At 68.6% G+C, this 16,015-nt stretch carries 17 protein-coding genes; 10 read left to right on the top strand and 7 right to left on the bottom strand.

All coding sequences use genetic code 11. The features are described 5' to 3' along the window. The first annotated feature begins 38 nt into the window (after window positions 1-38). From AMETH_RS30605 to AMETH_RS30565, 9 genes are all read left to right on the top strand, one after another. Window positions 39-1,571, top strand: a complete 1,533-nt coding sequence (locus AMETH_RS30605) for a ferritin family protein (RefSeq protein WP_017985037.1) — start codon at window positions 39-41, stop codon at window positions 1,569-1,571. Beyond that, window positions 1,568-1,876 carry a toluene-4-monooxygenase system B family protein gene (locus AMETH_RS30600; protein ID WP_013673011.1) on the top strand — a complete coding sequence of 103 codons (309 nt, stop codon included), beginning with the start codon at window positions 1,568-1,570 and terminating at the stop codon, window positions 1,874-1,876. Before AMETH_RS30605 ends, AMETH_RS30600 begins: the two co-directional genes overlap by 4 nt. After that, window positions 1,873-2,190, top strand: coding sequence for an MmoB/DmpM family protein (locus AMETH_RS30595; protein WP_013673010.1), 318 nt, complete (start codon window positions 1,873-1,875; stop codon window positions 2,188-2,190). The genes AMETH_RS30600 and AMETH_RS30595 overlap by 4 nt, the downstream gene beginning before the upstream one ends. Beyond that, a complete protein-coding gene (locus tag AMETH_RS30590; RefSeq protein WP_013673009.1) occupies window positions 2,187-3,239 on the top strand; it encodes a ferritin family protein in 1,053 nt (350 codons plus the stop codon). The genes AMETH_RS30595 and AMETH_RS30590 overlap by 4 nt, the downstream gene beginning before the upstream one ends. Continuing rightward, entirely contained in the window at window positions 3,239-3,565 is a 327-nt protein-coding gene (locus AMETH_RS30585) for a Rieske 2Fe-2S domain-containing protein (protein ID WP_026153519.1), read from the top strand. Before AMETH_RS30590 ends, AMETH_RS30585 begins: the two co-directional genes overlap by 1 nt. Continuing rightward, window positions 3,562-4,803, top strand: a complete 1,242-nt coding sequence (locus tag AMETH_RS30580; RefSeq protein WP_026153518.1) for an NAD(P)/FAD-dependent oxidoreductase — start codon at window positions 3,562-3,564, stop codon at window positions 4,801-4,803. The genes AMETH_RS30585 and AMETH_RS30580 overlap by 4 nt, the downstream gene beginning before the upstream one ends. 27 nt (window positions 4,804-4,830) lie before the next feature. Beyond that, window positions 4,831-5,592 carry an iron-sulfur cluster assembly protein gene (locus tag AMETH_RS37515; RefSeq protein WP_017985034.1) on the top strand — a complete coding sequence of 254 codons (762 nt, stop codon included), beginning with the start codon at window positions 4,831-4,833 and terminating at the stop codon, window positions 5,590-5,592. A 20-nt stretch (window positions 5,593-5,612) separates the two neighbouring features. Continuing rightward, window positions 5,613-5,903: a putative quinol monooxygenase gene (locus tag AMETH_RS30570; protein ID WP_013673005.1), complete on the top strand. Its 291-nt coding sequence runs from the start codon at window positions 5,613-5,615 to the stop codon at window positions 5,901-5,903. A gap of 146 nt (window positions 5,904-6,049) precedes the next feature. Further along, on the top strand, window positions 6,050-7,021 hold the full coding sequence (locus tag AMETH_RS30565; protein ID WP_026153516.1) for an AraC family transcriptional regulator: 972 nt from the start codon (window positions 6,050-6,052) through the stop codon (window positions 7,019-7,021). Window positions 7,022-7,026: 5 nt separating this feature from the next. Here AMETH_RS30565 and AMETH_RS30560 read toward each other — a convergent pair whose 3' ends face one another. The 4 genes from AMETH_RS30560 to AMETH_RS30545 form a co-directional block, all read right to left on the bottom strand. Then, window positions 7,027-7,260: a biotin/lipoyl-containing protein gene (locus AMETH_RS30560; protein ID WP_017985032.1), complete on the bottom strand. Its 234-nt coding sequence runs from the start codon at window positions 7,258-7,260 to the stop codon at window positions 7,027-7,029. After that, window positions 7,257-8,303, bottom strand: a complete 1,047-nt coding sequence (locus tag AMETH_RS30555; protein WP_017985031.1) for an alpha-ketoacid dehydrogenase subunit beta — start codon at window positions 8,301-8,303, stop codon at window positions 7,257-7,259. Before AMETH_RS30555 ends, AMETH_RS30560 begins: the two co-directional genes overlap by 4 nt. An 18-nt stretch (window positions 8,304-8,321) precedes the next feature. Then, a complete protein-coding gene (locus tag AMETH_RS30550; protein ID WP_017985030.1) occupies window positions 8,322-9,296 on the bottom strand; it encodes a thiamine pyrophosphate-dependent dehydrogenase E1 component subunit alpha in 975 nt (324 codons plus the stop codon). 135 nt (window positions 9,297-9,431) lie between these two features. After that, window positions 9,432-10,175: an IclR family transcriptional regulator gene (locus tag AMETH_RS30545; protein ID WP_017985029.1), complete on the bottom strand. Its 744-nt coding sequence runs from the start codon at window positions 10,173-10,175 to the stop codon at window positions 9,432-9,434. Between the two features lie 172 nt (window positions 10,176-10,347). Here AMETH_RS30545 and idi point away from each other — a divergent pair, with 172 nt between their 5' ends. Beyond that, window positions 10,348-10,950 carry an isopentenyl-diphosphate Delta-isomerase gene (gene idi / locus AMETH_RS30540; protein WP_017985028.1) on the top strand — a complete coding sequence of 201 codons (603 nt, stop codon included), beginning with the start codon at window positions 10,348-10,350 and terminating at the stop codon, window positions 10,948-10,950. A gap of 789 nt (window positions 10,951-11,739) precedes the next feature. Here idi and AMETH_RS30535 read toward each other — a convergent pair. The 3 genes from AMETH_RS30535 to fdxA form a co-directional block, all read right to left on the bottom strand. Then, complete coding sequence (locus tag AMETH_RS30535) at window positions 11,740-13,464, bottom strand: GMC oxidoreductase (RefSeq protein ID WP_017985027.1); 1,725 nt, start codon at window positions 13,462-13,464, stop codon at window positions 11,740-11,742. Between the two features lie 188 nt (window positions 13,465-13,652). Then, the gene (locus AMETH_RS30530; protein WP_156131745.1) at window positions 13,653-15,692 is read right to left on the bottom strand and encodes a fatty acid desaturase; all 2,040 of its coding nucleotides are present in this window, start codon (window positions 15,690-15,692) and stop codon (window positions 13,653-13,655) included. Then, window positions 15,692-16,009: a ferredoxin gene (gene fdxA / locus AMETH_RS30525; RefSeq protein ID WP_017985025.1), complete on the bottom strand. Its 318-nt coding sequence runs from the start codon at window positions 16,007-16,009 to the stop codon at window positions 15,692-15,694. Before fdxA ends, AMETH_RS30530 begins: the two co-directional genes overlap by 1 nt. Between the last annotated feature and the right edge of the window lie 6 nt (window positions 16,010-16,015).

Raw genomic sequence — 16,015 nt, 5'->3', positions numbered from 1 at the left:
CCCTTCTTGCTCAGCGCAGTGAAAGGAATCTCGGAGAAATGACCTTGCTGAAACGCGAAGAGTGGCAGCACTTCGTTCGTGACGTCGACTGGACCTTCCGCTACGTTGACGACGAGGCGGTGTTCCCGGAGTGGCACAGCGGTACCGGCAAGGTGCCGCGTGAGGCGTGGTTGTCCTGGGAGGAGAACTACAAGGTCACCTACCCTGAGTACGTCGCGACACAGCGTGAGAAGGAAGCGTCGGCGTACGCGGTGAAGGCGGCGCTGCAGCGGTCCACCGCCTTCGACAACCTGGACGAGGGCTGGAAATCCTCCACCAAGATGCACTTCGGCGGGGTGGCCCTCGTCGAGTACGCCGCGGTCCTCGGCGAGCTGAAGATGGCTCGGTTCGGCCTCAACGGGGCCTGGCGCAACATGGCGACCTTCGGTCAGCTGGACGAGCTGCGCCACGCGCAGATCACCACCTTCTTCGGGCACGAGTTCGTCGGCAAGGACCCGCAGTACGACTGGACGCAGAAGACCTTCCACACCAACGATTGGGTGCCGATCGCGCTGCGGAACCTCTTCGACAACATGATGATCTCGCCGAACGTGGTCGACCTGGCGATCGAGCTGCCGTTCACCTTCGAGACCGGCTTCACCAACCTCCAGTTCGTCGCGCTGTCGGCCGACGCGCTGGAGTCCGGCGACGTCAACTTCGCGAACATGATTTCGTCGATCCAGACCGACGAGGCCAGGCACTCCCAGCAGGGCGGGCCGACCATGGAGATCCTGGTCGAGCACGACCCGGTGCGCGCGCAATGGGTCATCGACCGCAGTTTCTGGGGTTCCGCTCGCGCGTTCGCCGCGCTCACCGGCCCGGCGATGGACTACTACACCCCTCTGGAACACCGGAAGCAGTCCTACCGGGAGTTCATGGAGGAGTGGATCATCGACCAGTTCATCCACACCATCGAGGACTACGGGCTGAAGAAGCCCTGGTTCTGGGACGAGTTCATGCGTGGCCTGGACACCTGGCACCACGGGCTGCACATGGGCCTGTGGTACTGGCGCCCGACCCTGTGGTGGCGGCCGAAGGCCGGGGTCAGCAAGGACGAGCGCGAGTGGCTGCAGGAGAAGTACCCCAACTGGGAGAAGGTGTACGGCGGCAAGTGGGACACCATGATCGACAACATCAACGCGAACAACGTCGAGGCCACGCTGCCCGAGACGTTGCCGTGGTTGTGCAGCATGTGCCACCTGCCGGCGTGCAACGCCACCCAGTCGCGCGACGGCACCTGGCGGGTGCGTGACTGGTCCCTGTCCTACGGCGGGAAGACCTATCACTTCTGCACCAACGCGTGCCGGCAGATTTGGTGGAAGGACCGTGACAACGTCAACCACGAGACGCTGATCGATCGCTTTCTGGCCGGCCATATCCAGCCGATGGACGTCGGCGGCATCCTCAACTACATGGGGATGACCCCGGACGTGATGGGCGACGACCCCGACTACGCCGCATGGACCAAGGACTACACCGGCCGGCCGGCGACCGGGCTCGCGCTGAGCACGGCGAAGGGTGACCAGTCATGACCGAGAATGCCACGGTGGAGCTTCCCATCGAGGACCAGGCGCCGCAGGTGGTGCCGCTGAACGCGGTCTTCGCCGACGACTTCGTGCAGATCCTGGTGCCGGTGACCACCGCAGACACCGTCCGCGAGGTCGCGGCCGCGGTCGCGCACCACGTCGAGGGCAAGCGGGTCCGCGCCCTGCCCTACGAGAAGGTCGTCTTCCACAACGGCAGGCGCCTGCCACCGGAGATGACCGTCGCCGAAGCGGGCATAGCGCCGCTGGATCACGTCCGCGTCGAGTACGACATCCCGAAGGGCAAGTCATGAAGAATCCTGTCGGGCCGATCCTGCGGATGGGCGACGAGGTCGAGCAGATCATCGCCGCCATCGAAGACGACAACCCGGACCACGAGATCGAGGTCATCGACCGCGGCTCGTACATCCGGGTGCAGGGCGAAGATCGCCTGGTCGTCACCCAGGACACGCTCCGCGCCTACCTCGGCGCGGACTACGAGATCCGCACCTTCGAGTCGATGATGTCGTCCTTCAACGGCCGCATCACCACTACGAGTGACTCGATCACGTGGGAGAAGGTGTCGGCGAAGAAGAACGCCTTGGCGAGGGAAGGAGCGCGGTCATGACCGGTCAGCCGAGGAAGGCGCGCCCGCGCCGGACCTTCAGCGCATTCGGCGACGTGCGCCGGATGCCGAGCGAGTACGAGATCGTGACGCACGGGCAGAACTGGACGATGCGTGCCAACCGCCCGTCGGCGTTCGAGCACAACCCGTCGTCCCCGCCTAACCTGTGGTTCCTCACCTACCGGGAGAACTCACCGCTCAAGGCGGAGGACTGGGAGCAGTTCCGCGACCCGGACTCGATGACGTACAAGACCTACGTCAACCTGCAGGCCGAAGCCGAGACCAAGACCGCGGGCGTGCTGGAGGAGTTCGCCGAGGCGAACGCGGACTCGGCGCTCACCCCCGGCCAGGTCGCGCTGCTCGGGTCGATGTTCACCCCGTCCCGCTACCTCCTGCACGGATGCCAGCAGGTCGAGGCCTACATCGGCTACATGGCGCCGACGTCGTACGTCACCAACGCGGCCAGCTTCGCGACCGCGGACTACCTGCGCCGGGTGACCCTCACCGCGTACCGAACCCGCGAGCTGCAGCTTGCCCACCCGGACTCGGGCATCGGCACCGCGGAGCGCGGGATCTGGGAAAACGACGAGGCATGGCAGCCGGCACGGCAGGCGATCGAGAAGGCACTGATCGCCTACGACTGGGGTGAGGCGTTCACCGCGCTCAACCTGGTGCTGGCACCGACCATCGATGACGTGCTGGTCCGCCAGTTCACGGAGGTCTCGCGCGACAACGGCGACCAGCTCTCCTGGTTGCTGCTGTCCTTCCTGCAGGCGGACAACGATCGCCGCAACCGGTGGAGCGCCGCGCTCGCGGGCTTCTGCCTGCAGCAGAAACCCGAAAACGCCGACGTGCTCCGTCGCTGGATTGCCCGCTGGACCCCGGTCGCGGACGCGGCGGCACACGGGCTCGGCAGGTTACTGGAGACCCGGCCGGAGCACGGTCGAGCGGCCGACGAGGTCGCGGCCGGGGCCAAGGCGGCGCGGGAAGCCTTCCACGCGCGACTGTTCGAGGGGCTGGAGGCGGCCGGAGAAGGGAAGAGGGCAGGGTGATGAGCAGCGCAATAACCGGGCAGTGGCAGGAAGCCATGCATCTCGACGACCTCTGGGAAGGCGAGATGGAGGGCGTCGAGATCGACGGCAAGAAGGTCCTGCTCGTCAATATCGACGGTGAGGTCCGGGCGTACAAGAACCGGTGCCCGCACCAGGCGTGGGCCCTCGACGAAGGCGACTTCGACGGGCAGACCATCACCTGCGTGCGCCACATGTGGACGTTCGACGCGCTCAGCGGCAAGGGCACGAACCCGGACAACTGCGAGCTGATCACCTACCCGTGCCGGGTCGAAGAGGACGGCACGATCCTGGTGGACGTCCGATGAGCACCCGGCGTCATGTGCTGGTGGGGGGCGGGGTCGCGGCCGCGGCCACCGCCACCCACCTGCGCAAGCACGGATTTGACGGTGAGATCGTGCTGGTCGGCGACGAGCCACAGCCGCCGTACGAGCGGCCGCCGCTGTCCAAGGACTTCCTGCTCGGGACCACCGAATTCGAGGAGTTCCAGGTGCGGCCGCCGGCCTGGTACGACGAGCAGTCTGTCGACCTGCGCGTCGGCATCAGGGTGACCGCGATCGATGTGCCGGGGCGGTCGGTGACCTTGTCCACCGGCGAGCGGCTCGGGTACGACGGGCTGGTGCTCGCCACCGGGGTGCGGCCACGGCGGCTGCCTGGGTTCGACGGCGACCGGGTGCACTACCTGCGGACCGCCGCGGACTCGCAGCGGCTTCGCGCGCAGCTGGCCGAGTCCGAGCGGGTGGTGGTCATCGGCGCGGGTTTCATCGGGTGCGAGGTGGCCGCGGCGGCGGTCGGGCTCGGCAAGCAGGTGACGATCTTCGATCCGGCGCCGACCCCACTGGCGCGGGTGCTCGGCGCCACGATCGGCTCCGTGATGACCGGGATCCACCGGTCGCGCGGGGTGCAGATCCGGGCGGGGGAGTACATCAGCGAGCTCCGGCACACCGGGGACGGGATGCTGCTGACCTCCAACCTCGGCCACCGTGTCGAGTGTGACCTGGTGGTGGTGGGGATCGGCTGTGAACCCAATGTCGAACTCGCCGCCGAGGCCGGCCTGGCGACGGACGGCGGGATCGTGGTCGACGAGTACGGGCGGACCTCGGCGCCGGATATCTACGCGGCAGGCGACGTGGCAGCGCAGTATCACCCGGTCTACGGCAGGACGATCCGGGTGGAGCATCACGACAACGCCCTGCGCCAGGGCGCCAATGTGGCACTCAATCTGACCGGCTCGGCGGAGCCGTTCGCCGAGGCGCACTGGTTCTGGTCGGATCAGTACGAGCACAGCCTGCAGTCGGTCGGCCGGCCGGCCGACCTCGAAGACCTCGTCATCCGCGGCTCGTTGGAGGACCACGACTTCTCGGCGTTCTCCCTTGTCGACGGCCGGATCCAAGCGGTGATCTCCCTCAACCGCCCCCGAGACGTGCTTGAGGTGCGGCGGATGCTCTTCGCGCCGCACGAGGTGACCGCCGAGCAACTGCGCGACGAATCGGTACCCCTCAAGCGGCTGATACCGCGGTCGCCGTGGGCCACCGCCCGAGCTTGAGCCGCCAGTGTCGGAGAAGGAGTCACCATGACCACGATGGGAATACTGGCCGTCCGGGAGCAGCAGGCGCGGGTCGTCGCGGACGAAGCCCGCGTCGCGCTCGAAGCGGTCCGAGGGTTGCCGGCCGTCAAAGCGGTGGCCAAGCTCAGGCTCGGACCAGGACGGACCTGCGAACCGGTCGCGCGGGTGATCGACAAGGCGCTCGCGCGGGCGGACGCGGCGGGTATCGCGGCGGACCAGCTGGTCGTCGCGGGTGGATCGGCCGAACCGGCGGAGGACATTGTTCGCGTCCGGCGCAAGGCACACGGCATCGCGGACTGGATCAGCAGCCCCACCGCCGATGTGTCCGTCGAACTCCAGCCGGCCGGGCTGTACGTCACTCAGGTGGGCACTGCTCCCGCGCCGCCCGATCGACCCGGCACCACGGCGAGCCCGCAGGCGAGCGCGCACCAGGACGTCACACCGAACCCGATGGCCGAGACCGTCCGCGAGGCGCTGTACGAGGTGATCGACCCGGATCTCGGGGTCAACATCGTCGACCTGGGGTTCGTGCGCGACGTCGTGGTCGACGACAACGGGGTCGCGACCATCACCATGACGCTCACCTCGGCGGCCTGCCCGCTGACCGAGGTGATGGAGGATCAGATCCGCACCGTGCTGCTGACTGACAACGGCGGCCTGGTTTCGGACTTCCTCGTCGAATGGGTGTGGGTGCCGACCTGGCGGCCCGCGGACATCAGTGCCGAAGGCCGCGAGCAGCTGCGGGCAATCGGCTTCACCAATTTCTGATCTTGCGCAGGAGGGTTCGAATGGCGTACGTGGTGATCGCGACCTGGAAGGCGAAGCCGGGCCAGGCCGAGCACATCAGGAAAGTGCTGGAAACGGTGACCCCGATCAATCGGGCCGAGGAGAAGATGCTGCACTTCCAGGCCCAGGTCAGCATCGACGACCCGGACACGTTCGTGGTCTACGAGAAGTATGTCGACGCCTCCGGCTATGCGGACCACAAGGCGAGTGACGCGTTTCAGTCCTACGTCGTCGGCGAGGTCATTCCCAACCTGGTGGAGCGCAGTGTCGCCACCTTCGAGACGATCGACTGACGCCGCCTTCATGGTCAACCCCGTGCCGTCGCGCTCGAACATCCCGGAGGGCCATCCGGCGGAGTAAACTCCTCGATTACGGCGTGACCGCGGCTCGCGGTTCACCGGCCGTGGTGTGCTGACTGCTGGCGAGCGGGGAGTGTGGCATGCACAAGGAAGTGCGCGCCCTCGAAGAGAGGATGACGTCCGGCGACCTCATCGCCGCGTTGCTGGAGCGGGCCCCGGAACTCGGGGCCAACACCGGGCTATGGCCAGGGCTGACCATCTACCGGTTCGCCGAGCCGGCGGCGCCGACCTGGGAGGAAGTCCAGTCGCTGTCGCTTTGCGTGGTCGCGCAGGGACGCAAATGTGTGACCGTCGACGGCGTGCCCTACCGCTACGACCCGTTGAACTACCTCGTGCTCAACAGTCACCTGCATTTCCAGGCGGAGATCGTCGAAGCGAGTGCCGCCAAGCCGTTTCTGTCCTTCGTGCTGCAGATCGATCCGGCCGTGGTGCGGAAGGTCTCGGTCGAGATGGTCGAGCGGCGGTCGGCCGCGCTGACCGAACCGTCGCCGGGCGCCGAGTCCGCTCCCGCGTTCGTCTCCGCGTTGGACTGCGGCCTGATGGGCGCCGTCCTGCGGTTCCTGCGCGCGCTGGACAGCGGTTCGGACCGGCGCATCCTCGCCCCGGCCTACCTGCAGGAAATGGTGTACCGCGTGCTGCAGGCGGACCAGTACTCCCGGCTCCTGCAGATAGCCGCGGACCAGCAGTTCCACGACCCGGTCACCCGTGCCATCTCCTACGCCCGCGACCACCTGGCCGAGCCGCTGTCGGTGGCGGACATGGCCGAGCACGTCTCCCTCAGCCCGTCCGCCTTCACCGCGCTGTTCCGCGAATCCACCGGTAAGTCGCCCTACCAGTTCGTCAAGGAGATGCGGTTGAACCGCGCGCGGGAGCTGCTCGTGTCGGGTGGCGGTACCGTGGCCAGCATCTCGCGCGCGGTCGGCTACCCCAGCGCATCGCACTTCATCAACGAGTTCCGCCGCCGGTTCGGCCTGTCACCGCGCGCCTACTGCGACTTCGCCACGCTGAGCAACGGCCTCGACGCGCGGCAAGCAGCCGGGAGCTCCGGGTAGCGCGGTCACTCGATGCGGGCCACGACGGTGCCCTGGGTGAGGACGTCACCTTCCTTGGCCAGTAGCCGAATCACGCCGGATGCGGGGGCCGGGATCTCCATGTCGACCTTGTCGACGGCCACCTCGGCGATGAGGTCGCCCTCCCGCACCTGGTCGCCATCGGTGACGAACCAGGTGGCGACCACCCCCTCGGCGTCCGGGTCGGTGTCGGAGATGATCGGACACGGGATCTCGGTCACGCGGTGACCACCTCGAGCACGGCCCGCCGGATCCGATCCGCGGTCGGCAGGACCGCGTATTCGAGCGAGCGGGCGTACGGGATGGGCACGTCGGGAACGCAGACTCGCCTGGCGGGAGCGCGCAGCAGGGTCGGATCGCGCTCGACGACGCGGGCGATCACCTCGCCGGACAACCCGAACGACAGGTAGTCCTCGTCCACCACGAGCAGCCTGCCGGTCCGGCCAACCGATTCGAGGATGGTGTCGGTGTCCATGGGCACCAGGCTGCGCAGGTCGATGACCTCGCACTCGACGTTGTCGCCGGCCAGCTCGTCGGCCACGTCAAGGGCGTGGTGCACCGACAGCGACAGGGTCACGATCGTCACGTCCCTGCCGGGGCGGACGATGCTCGCCTTGCCGATGGGCACCTCGTACTCGTCCTCCGGCACCGGGCCGATCGAGCGCCGGTTCTTGGCCATCCACGGCAGGCCCATGATCCCCTTGTGGAACAGGTAGACCACCGGGTTGTCGTCGCGGATGGCGGAGATCATCAGGCCCTTGGCGTCCGCGGGCGTACTCGGCACGACCACCTTCATGCCGGGCAGGTGCGCGAAGGTGCCCCAGAGGCACTGCGAGTGCTGCGCACCATCGGAGTAGCCGCCGCCGACCGCCGTGGTGAGCACCATCGGCACCGTGAGGTTGCCGCCGGACTCGAAGTGGATCTTGGCCATGTGGTTGTAGATCTGGTCCATGCACACGCCGAAGAAGTCGACGAACATGAGCTCCACGATCGGCCGCATGCCCTCGACCGCGGCCCCGATCGCGGTGCCGATGAACGCGGTCTCCGAGATCGGCGTGTCCAGCACCCGCTGCGGGCCGAACTTCTCCAGCAGCCCGGTGGTGGAGCTGAAGATCCCGCCGTAACTGCCGACGTCTTCGCCGAGCACGAATACGCCGGGATCACGCTCCATTTCCTGCGCGATGCCCTCGACCATGGCCTTGGCGGTACTGAGCTTGCGTTGGGTCGAGGTGGGTACCGGTGACGAGGGTTCGGTGAGCGTCATGGCTTCTCCTCGATCGGGTCAGGCGAACACGTAGTCGCGTGCGGTTTCGGGTGCCGGTTCGGCGCTCTGCTTGGCGAAGGCGATCGCGTCCTCCACCCGTTGCGCCGCCGCGTCGGCCGCCTCCCGCGCCCCGGCGTCGCCGAGTACGCCGGCTCGGCGCAGCTCGGCCTCGTAGGTCGGCAGCGGATCGCGGCCGGGCACGCCTTCGAGGTCGGGCCGGTAGCCCTGCGCGTCGCCTTCGAAGTGTCCCCAGAGCCGGAGCGTGTGGACCTCGATCAGGCTGGGTCCCTCCCCGGCCCGCGCACGGGCGACGGCCCGCTCCGCCGCCGCGTGCACCGCCTCGACGGAGTTGTCTTCGACCCGCTCGCCCGGCATGTCGTAGCCGGCGGCGCGGACCGCGTTCGAGGTGACACAGGTGGATGCGCTGCGCGGCACCGAGATGCCCCAGTCGTTGTCCTCCACCACGAACACCACCGGCAGCTTCCACAGCGACGCCAGGTTCAAGGATTCGTGGAAGGCGCCCTGGTTCGCCGCGCCCTCGCCGGTGACCGCCACCGCGATGCGGGCGTTGCCCTGGCGCTGGAACGCGAGCGCCTGCCCGAGCGCCGGCGGGTAGCCCTCGGCGATGATCCCGGAACAGGAGAAGTGGGTGTCGGGGTCGAACAGGTGCATGTGACCGCCCCGGCCGTGGCCGAGCCCATCGACGCGGCCGAAGATCTCCGCGGCCATCTTCCGCAGGTCGACGCCGTGCGCGATGGCGAAGTGGTGCGGCCGGTGCGTCGCGGTCACCGCGTCGTCGGTGGTGAGGTGTGCGCAGACACCCGCCGCGACCGGTTCCTGGCCGGCGGACAGGTGCATCTCGCCGGGAATCTGCCCCGCGCCGATGTCGAACACGGGCTTCTTGTCCGCGTGGTACTCGCGCAGGATCGCTTCCTCGAAGGTGCGGATCAGCACCATGGTGCGATAGAGATCCAATGCGATCTTCGGTTCCATCTGACCTCCCTGGCATCCAGGAGTAACTCTCGCGCTGCGCGGCCACCGCCGACAACGGCGCGGATTTCAAATGGTGATACCGCCGAGGGCCTGGTGCCCCTCGGCCGGCCACGGCGCGCCGTGGCCGAGGTAGTCCTAGGCCCGCAGCGCGACGGCGCGGGCGACCCGGTTCGCGGCCCGGCTCAGCGCGCCGGGATCGGCCATCAGCGCCGGGTACCTGCGGACCGGCGCCGAGATCGCGACCGCGCCGATCAGGCCGGGCGCCCGCACCGGCGCGGCGACGCACGCGGTGCCGAGCAGGTACTCCTCGCGATCGGCCACCACGCCCCTGTTCAGCCGCAGCCGCTGCTCGAGCACCCTGGGATCGGTGACGGTGTGCGGGGTGAGGTCGGCCAGCTTGTACCTCGATAGGTAGTCGTCCCGGCCCGGCTTGTCCAAACAGGACAGAATGCACTTGCCGAACGCCGTCGCGTGCCCCACTTCGTGCACGCCGACCCACAGATCGACGGACGGCATACTCGGCCCGTCCGCGACGTCGATCAGCTTGATCTCACCGTCCTGGTAGAGCGAGAGGTAGGTGGCGCCGCGCAACTCGTCCCGCAGCGACTGCAGGGCGGGCCTCGCCCTGCTGACCACCGCCTGCACCGTGTTCCGCTGGCCGAGCGCGTCCACCCGGTTGCCCAGGACGTACCCGTCGTCGAGTTTGCGCAGGTAGCCTTCGTGGACAAGGGTCCGAAGCAGGTGGTACGTGGTGGGCAGCGGCAGGTCGAGGGCGCGGGCGAGGAACTTCGCCGTCGCCGGGCGCTCGCTCGCACCGACCGCGTCCAGCAGGTGCAGTGCGCGCTGAACGGAACCGATCAGGGTGGGGGCACCGGCCATCGTGGCACCTCCGTACGCGTCGTTGCTGGAGCGCTTCCAGCATGCGACCAGGCAAGCCGGTTGACAAGCCGTGTGCTCGATCACGGCCGCCCCCGGTTGGCGTAGTGCGATTCGATCGTGTGGAGTGGACTGGTGGCGGTGCCCTGCCGCAGGGTGCCCGGGGAGGTCGGTAGTGAGCGAGGAACGCGTCATTCTGGTCGACGAGCACGGCCGGCCGGCGGGAACCGCCGAGAAGGCGGCGGTACATGGCATGGACACCCCGCTGCATCTCGCATTTTCCTGCTACGTGTTCGACTCCGACGGACGGTTCCTGATCACCCGGCGAGCGGATGACAAGAAGACCTGGCCGGGGGTATGGACGAACAGCTGCTGTGGCCATCCGGCGCCCGGCGAGCCGCTGACGGTGGCGGTGGCCCGCCGGTTGCGGCAGGAGCTCGGACTCACCACGAACCGGGTCGATCCGGTGCTGCCCCGGTTCCGCTACCGGGCGGTCATGGACAACGGCATGGTGGAGAACGAGGTCTGCCCGGTCTTCCGAGCGACCACCGACGGCGAACCGGAGGTCGACGAGGCGGAGGTGGCCGACTTCGCGTGGACGGACTGGACGGAGTTCGCCACGGACGTGCTCGCCGGGCGTCGCGCGGTTTCCCCGTGGTGCCGGTGGCAGATCGAGCAGCTGGGCCCGCTCGGCAGCCGGCCGGACCGGTGGCCGGTCGCCGAGCAGCGGGAGCTGCCGCCGGCCGCGATCCCCGAGCCCGGCTCAGCGGTTCCGTAACGCTCCGTCCGGCACCGTTGTCCCGAATGTCGCCGGTGCCGGTGCCGGTGCCCACGCCGCCACCCGCGGACACGCGTACGCCACCCGCGGACACCCGCACGCAGACCGCGGACACCCGCACACGGATCGCGGACACGCCCGAGATCGGTCTTGGGCTCCGCCCCGGCGTGTCCGCACCTGATGACCGCGTGTCCGCGATCTGTGACCGCGTGTCCGACGTTGGCGACCGGGTGTTCGCACTTGGCGACCGGGTGTTCGCCATTCCTGATCGGGCAGCGGGAATAGCACTGCTTGACGCGGCACGAGCAGGTGCCGCAGCAGCGCATTGACTCGCCCGCGACCCCGCTGATCAGTGCCGAGTCGAGCCCGAGCGAGTCCCACTGCTGCCGCCACGAGTCGCCGGTGTTCGGGTGCGCATCGACGATCGTGAAGTCGAGGCCGGCCCGCCTGCCACGAGGGCGGCGAACGACCATCGCCGGTACTCGCCGCGATGGGGCTGCCGGACGAGCGCGCGTTGGCGGCGCTGCGACTCTCCGTCGGGCGCTGGACCCTGGCGGACGACGGAGAGTCGCCGCCAGGGCCCTCGCGCTGCCGCCGATGCCTAGGTGTGCCTTCGTGAAGCTGGCCGCCGATGCCTACGTGTGTCTCGTGAGTGAGGCCGGGCGGCGCGGGCCGCCGGACGTGGCGTGCCGATGGTCCGGATGTGTGGAGACGGGCCGCCGACCCCAGCCGTGTGACGGAGCAGGGTTTCGCGGCCCGGTCATCCGATTGCGCTGCACCAGGCTCGGCTCAACGCTTCGAGCGCACCTCGACGACCGGCAGCCGCAGCGCCCCCGGCGCGCCGCTCGGGACGGCCGGCCGCTTCGGTTCGACGGCGGGCAGTCGTCGGTAGCGCTCGCCGACCGGTGGCCGGGGATCCGGCTGCCCCTTGTTCGGCCAGAACGACATCGCCCGCTCGGCCTGCGCGGTGATGGTGAGCGAGGGGTTGACACCCAGGTTCGCCGAGACCGTGGAGCCGTCGATCACGTGCAGCCCCGGGTGGCCGTAGAGCCGGTGCCATGGGTCGATCACACCGCTGTCCGGCGAGTCGCCGATCGGGCAGCCGCCGATGAAGTGCGCGGTCAGCGGGATGTTCGCGATCTCGCCGATCGTGCCGCCCGCGATGCCGTCGATCTTCTCCGCGGTGCGCCGCGCGGCGTCGTTCGCGGCCGGGATCCAGCTGGGGTTCGGCTCGCCGTGGCCCTGCTTCGAGCTGAGCTTGTGGCGCCCGAAGAGTCCCTTGCGGCCGAAGACGGTGATCGAGTTGTCGAGCGACTGCATGACCAGCAGGATGATCGACTTCTCCGACCAGCGGCGCGGCCAGAGGTGCCAGGACAGGTGCCGGGGGTTGCTGGCGATTTCTTTCAGCCAGCGCAGCCAGCGGGGCACCCGCCCGCCGCCGTCGGTCAGCGCGGTCTGCAGCAGCGCCATCGCGTTGCTGCCCTTGCCGTACCGGACCGGCTCGACATGGGTGTTCTCGTCGGGATGGAACGAGGACGTGATGGCGATCCCGGTGCTGTAGTCGGTGCCGGGCAGCCGTGACTTGGCGCTCAGGATGGATTCGGAGTTGGTGCGGGTGAGCTCGCCGAGCCGGCGCGAGATGTTCGGCAGGGCGCCGTCGTCGCGCAGCCGGTGCAGGAGCTTCTGCGTGTTGTAGGTGCCGGCGGCGAACACCACCTGCTCTGCGGTGAAGGTGCGGGCGTGCTTCGGGCTCGGCGCCTTGCCGGTGCGGACCGTGCGCACGGCGTACCCGCCGCCGGGTAGCGGGCGCACCTCGGTGACCGTGGTCAGCGGATGCACCTGCGCGCCGTTGGCTTCGGCCAGGTGCAGGTAGTTCTTCGGCAGCGTGTTCTTCGCGTTGTGCCGGCAGCCGGTCATGCATGAACCGCAGCCGATGCAGGTCCGGCGTGTGGGCCCGGCGCCGCCGAAGAACGGGTCGGCGATCTCGGTGCCCGGTTTCGTGCCCTCCGGGCCGAAGAGCACCCCGACCGGGGTCAGCCGGAAGGTGTCGCCGACGCCCATGTCCTCGGCGACCTCGCGCATCACTGTGTCGGCCGGGGTGTGCAGCGGGTTGCGCACCACGCCGAGCATCCGCTTGGCCTGGTCGTAGTGCGGGGCGAGTTCCGCGCGCCAGTCGGTGATGTCACGCCACTGCGGGTCGTTGTAGAAGGAGTCGGACGACGGTTCGTACAGCGTGTTGGCGTACAGCAGCGAGCCGCCGCCGACCCCGGCCGCGGCGAGTACGACGACATCGCGCAGCAGGGCGATGCGCTGCAGCCCGAAACAGCCGAGTTTGGGTGCCCAGAGGAAGTTCCGCACATCCCAGGACGTCTTCGGATAGCTGGACTCGTCGAACCGCCTGCCGGCCTCGAGCACGCCGACACGGTAGCCCTTTTCGGTCAGGCGTAACGCCGTGACCGAGCCGCCGAAGCCGGAGCCGATCACCACAACGTCGTAGTCATAGCTCATGGTCATGTCCCATTTCTGTACTCGTGTCCGCGCTCTGTGTACGCGTGTCCGCGCCCTGTGCGCACGTGTCCGCGATCCGTGCACGGTCACCCGAGCCTCCCGAGCCGCGCGTGCCGTGTGCGAGTGCACGCATGCGCGACACGTGGTCGGGAAGTGCGGACACGCGCGCACGAAGTGCGGACACGGCTGGTGCCTCAGGCGTCGTAGTCGACGTCGAAGCGGTCGCTGGTCGGTCTGGTCTGGCAGGTGAGTACGTACCCCGCGGCGACCTCGTCGTCGCTGAGCGCGTAGTTGAGTTCCATCTCGCCGGTGCCCCGCACCACCTTGGCGCGGCAGGTGCCGCAGGCGCCACCCATACAGGCGTACGGGGCGTCGACGCCAGCGCGTAGCAGGGATTCCAGCACCGACTCCTGCCCGGTGCCGTCGGCGGTGGCTAGCTTCCCACCGATCGTCGCGGTGATCGTGGCGGCCACCGCACCCTCCATAGTGGACTGCCCGGACTCGGTGCGGAACAGTTCAAAGTGGACAGTCCCTGATGCGACACCGTGCTCGTCGAGCAACGCGCGGGTGTCCTCGATCAGCGCCTGCGGACCGCACAGGTACCAGGCGTCGACCTTAGCCGGAGACAGCGCGCCACCGAGCAACTCGGCCAACCGCTCGGTGGTGATCCGCCCGTCCACCCGCTCCTCGAAATGGGAGCCGGGACGGAACTCGGTCCGCTCTCCGGTGTGGAAGTGGATGATTCGCAGCCGCCCCTCGAACTGCCGCGCGAGCATTTCCAGCTCGTCCCGGAACATCGTGGACGTGCTCGTCCGGTTGCCGTAGAGCAGCGTGAACCGGCTTTCCTCCTCCACCGCGAGCGCGGTGCTGAGCATCGAGATGATCGGTGTGATCCCGCTGCCCGCGGCGATGCCGACGTAGTGTTTCGCGTTGCCTGGCAACGGTTCGAGGGTGAACCGGCCGGCCGGGGGCAGCACCTCCAGCACGTCACCGGCCCGGACCTGCTCGGTGAGATAGCCGGAGAACTCGCCGATCCGCTTGACCGCGATGCGGAGTAGATCGGAACTCGCGGACGCGCAGATCGAGTAGGTACGGCGCAGCTCGGCACCGTTGACGAACCGGCGCAGCGTGAGGTGCTGGCCAGGCCGGAACCGGAAATCGGCACGCAGCTCGGCTGGCACGTCGAAGCTGATGGACACGCTGTCCGCGGTCAGCGGCCGCACCTCGGACACGGTCAGCCGGTGGAATTCCGGGCGGGCACTGGGTTCGCTGGGGAAGGAGTCGGTGAGCCGCCGCCACGCGCGGTACTCCGACGCGGTGAGCTCGCGGCCCCAGGCGGTCAGGATCGGCACGTCGCGGTCGAGGTAGGCCTCCTGGTTGCGCCGCCACGCCTGCACGTACCGGTAGAACGGGATCGCCGGGTGCAGGTGGTGCACCAGGTGGTAGTTCTGGTACAGCATCACCGGGGTGAGCAGCCATTCCATGCCCACCCGCATCCTGGTGGCGCGGAACCGGTTCTGCGCCGCGGTTTCCGGCAACCCGTGGTGCGGCAACCAGTCGAACCACCAGGCGAGCACGGCAAGGCCGATCCGCTGCGGGATCAGGTAGATCACCGCGAGTTCCCACAGGTGGCCGGTGGCGATCGCGGCGCAGGCGCCGGCCAGGCTGAGCGTCACCATCACCACGGTTTCCCAGGACTCGCCCCTCGGCCGGCGTGGCATGCGCGGCACGTAGAACCGCACGTACCAGGCGTCGATGGTCAGCCACCGGTACGGCAGCTGCCACCAGGGGCCGTGGCTGGTCCACGCGTCCGGGTCGGTGCCGATGTCCTCGTTGGTGTTGCGGTGGTGCTCGATGTGGATGTACCGGATCGCGCCGAAACTCACGTAACTCGCCACGAACGGCAGGGACAGCCGGCCGAGCACCTCGTTGACCCAGGTCCACCGGCCCGCCGCGTGGTGGGTGGCCTCGTGCAGCACGGTGAACATGGTGAAGGTGACCACGGCGTGCAGGGGGATGGTCAGCCATGCGGAGGTCTCGGTGCCGAGCACCAGCCAGGTGGCGAAGACCCACAACACCAGGGAAGCAAGGAACAGCACCACCGTCGGGGCGGACGCGCGGGCCAGTGGGATGCCGGGGTCGGGCACCCCGCGGCGAACCGCGCGCGCCTCGGCTTCGCTGAGTACCGGGCCTGAGGGGTCGGGCAGAGGGTTTTCCCGGTCGAGGACAGCCATCACACGTCCTTTTCCAGCTCGGCGACGAACGGCGGGTCGGTCAGCTTGCCGTCCACATTCGTCGACCCGCCTGGGGAGCCGATCTCGGCGAACACCTCGCGGCTGGTCTCCTGGAAGGGCAGCCACCGCTCGTCGAGGCGTTGCGCGGGCCGGATCGCTTCGACCGGGCAGACCGCTTCGCAGGCGCCGCAGTCGATGCACTCGGTGGGGTGGATGTACATCATCCGCTCGCCCTCGTAAATGCAGTCGACCGGGCATTCCTCGATGCACGACTTGTCCATCTCGTCGACGCACGGTTCGCCGATCACGAACGCCATTGTCTT

This window comes from Amycolatopsis methanolica 239 (genome assembly GCF_000739085.1).
GTDB lineage: Bacteria > Actinomycetota > Actinomycetes > Mycobacteriales > Pseudonocardiaceae > Amycolatopsis_E > Amycolatopsis_E methanolica.
This window is presented reverse-complemented; position numbering and strand designations above follow the sequence as displayed.

Coding starts and splice junctions, on each gene's coding strand:
- fdxA (WP_017985025.1), bottom strand. CDS start 16,009: ATGGCGTTCGTGATCGGCGAACCGTGCGTCGACGAGATGGACAAGTCG.
- AMETH_RS30605 (WP_017985037.1), top strand. CDS start 39: ATGACCTTGCTGAAACGCGAAGAGTGGCAGCACTTCGTTCGTGACGTC.
- AMETH_RS30550 (WP_017985030.1), bottom strand. CDS start 9,296: ATGGAACCGAAGATCGCATTGGATCTCTATCGCACCATGGTGCTGATC.
- AMETH_RS30565 (WP_026153516.1), top strand. CDS start 6,050: ATGCACAAGGAAGTGCGCGCCCTCGAAGAGAGGATGACGTCCGGCGAC.
- AMETH_RS30595 (WP_013673010.1), top strand. CDS start 1,873: ATGAAGAATCCTGTCGGGCCGATCCTGCGGATGGGCGACGAGGTCGAG.
- AMETH_RS37515 (WP_017985034.1), top strand. CDS start 4,831: ATGACCACGATGGGAATACTGGCCGTCCGGGAGCAGCAGGCGCGGGTC.
- AMETH_RS30530 (WP_156131745.1), bottom strand. CDS start 15,692: ATGGCTGTCCTCGACCGGGAAAACCCTCTGCCCGACCCCTCAGGCCCG.
- AMETH_RS30545 (WP_017985029.1), bottom strand. CDS start 10,175: ATGGCCGGTGCCCCCACCCTGATCGGTTCCGTTCAGCGCGCACTGCAC.
- AMETH_RS30580 (WP_026153518.1), top strand. CDS start 3,562: ATGAGCACCCGGCGTCATGTGCTGGTGGGGGGCGGGGTCGCGGCCGCG.
- AMETH_RS30535 (WP_017985027.1), bottom strand. CDS start 13,464: ATGACCATGAGCTATGACTACGACGTTGTGGTGATCGGCTCCGGCTTC.
- AMETH_RS30555 (WP_017985031.1), bottom strand. CDS start 8,303: ATGACGCTCACCGAACCCTCGTCACCGGTACCCACCTCGACCCAACGC.
- AMETH_RS30570 (WP_013673005.1), top strand. CDS start 5,613: ATGGCGTACGTGGTGATCGCGACCTGGAAGGCGAAGCCGGGCCAGGCC.
- AMETH_RS30600 (WP_013673011.1), top strand. CDS start 1,568: ATGACCGAGAATGCCACGGTGGAGCTTCCCATCGAGGACCAGGCGCCG.
- AMETH_RS30585 (WP_026153519.1), top strand. CDS start 3,239: ATGAGCAGCGCAATAACCGGGCAGTGGCAGGAAGCCATGCATCTCGAC.
- AMETH_RS30590 (WP_013673009.1), top strand. CDS start 2,187: ATGACCGGTCAGCCGAGGAAGGCGCGCCCGCGCCGGACCTTCAGCGCA.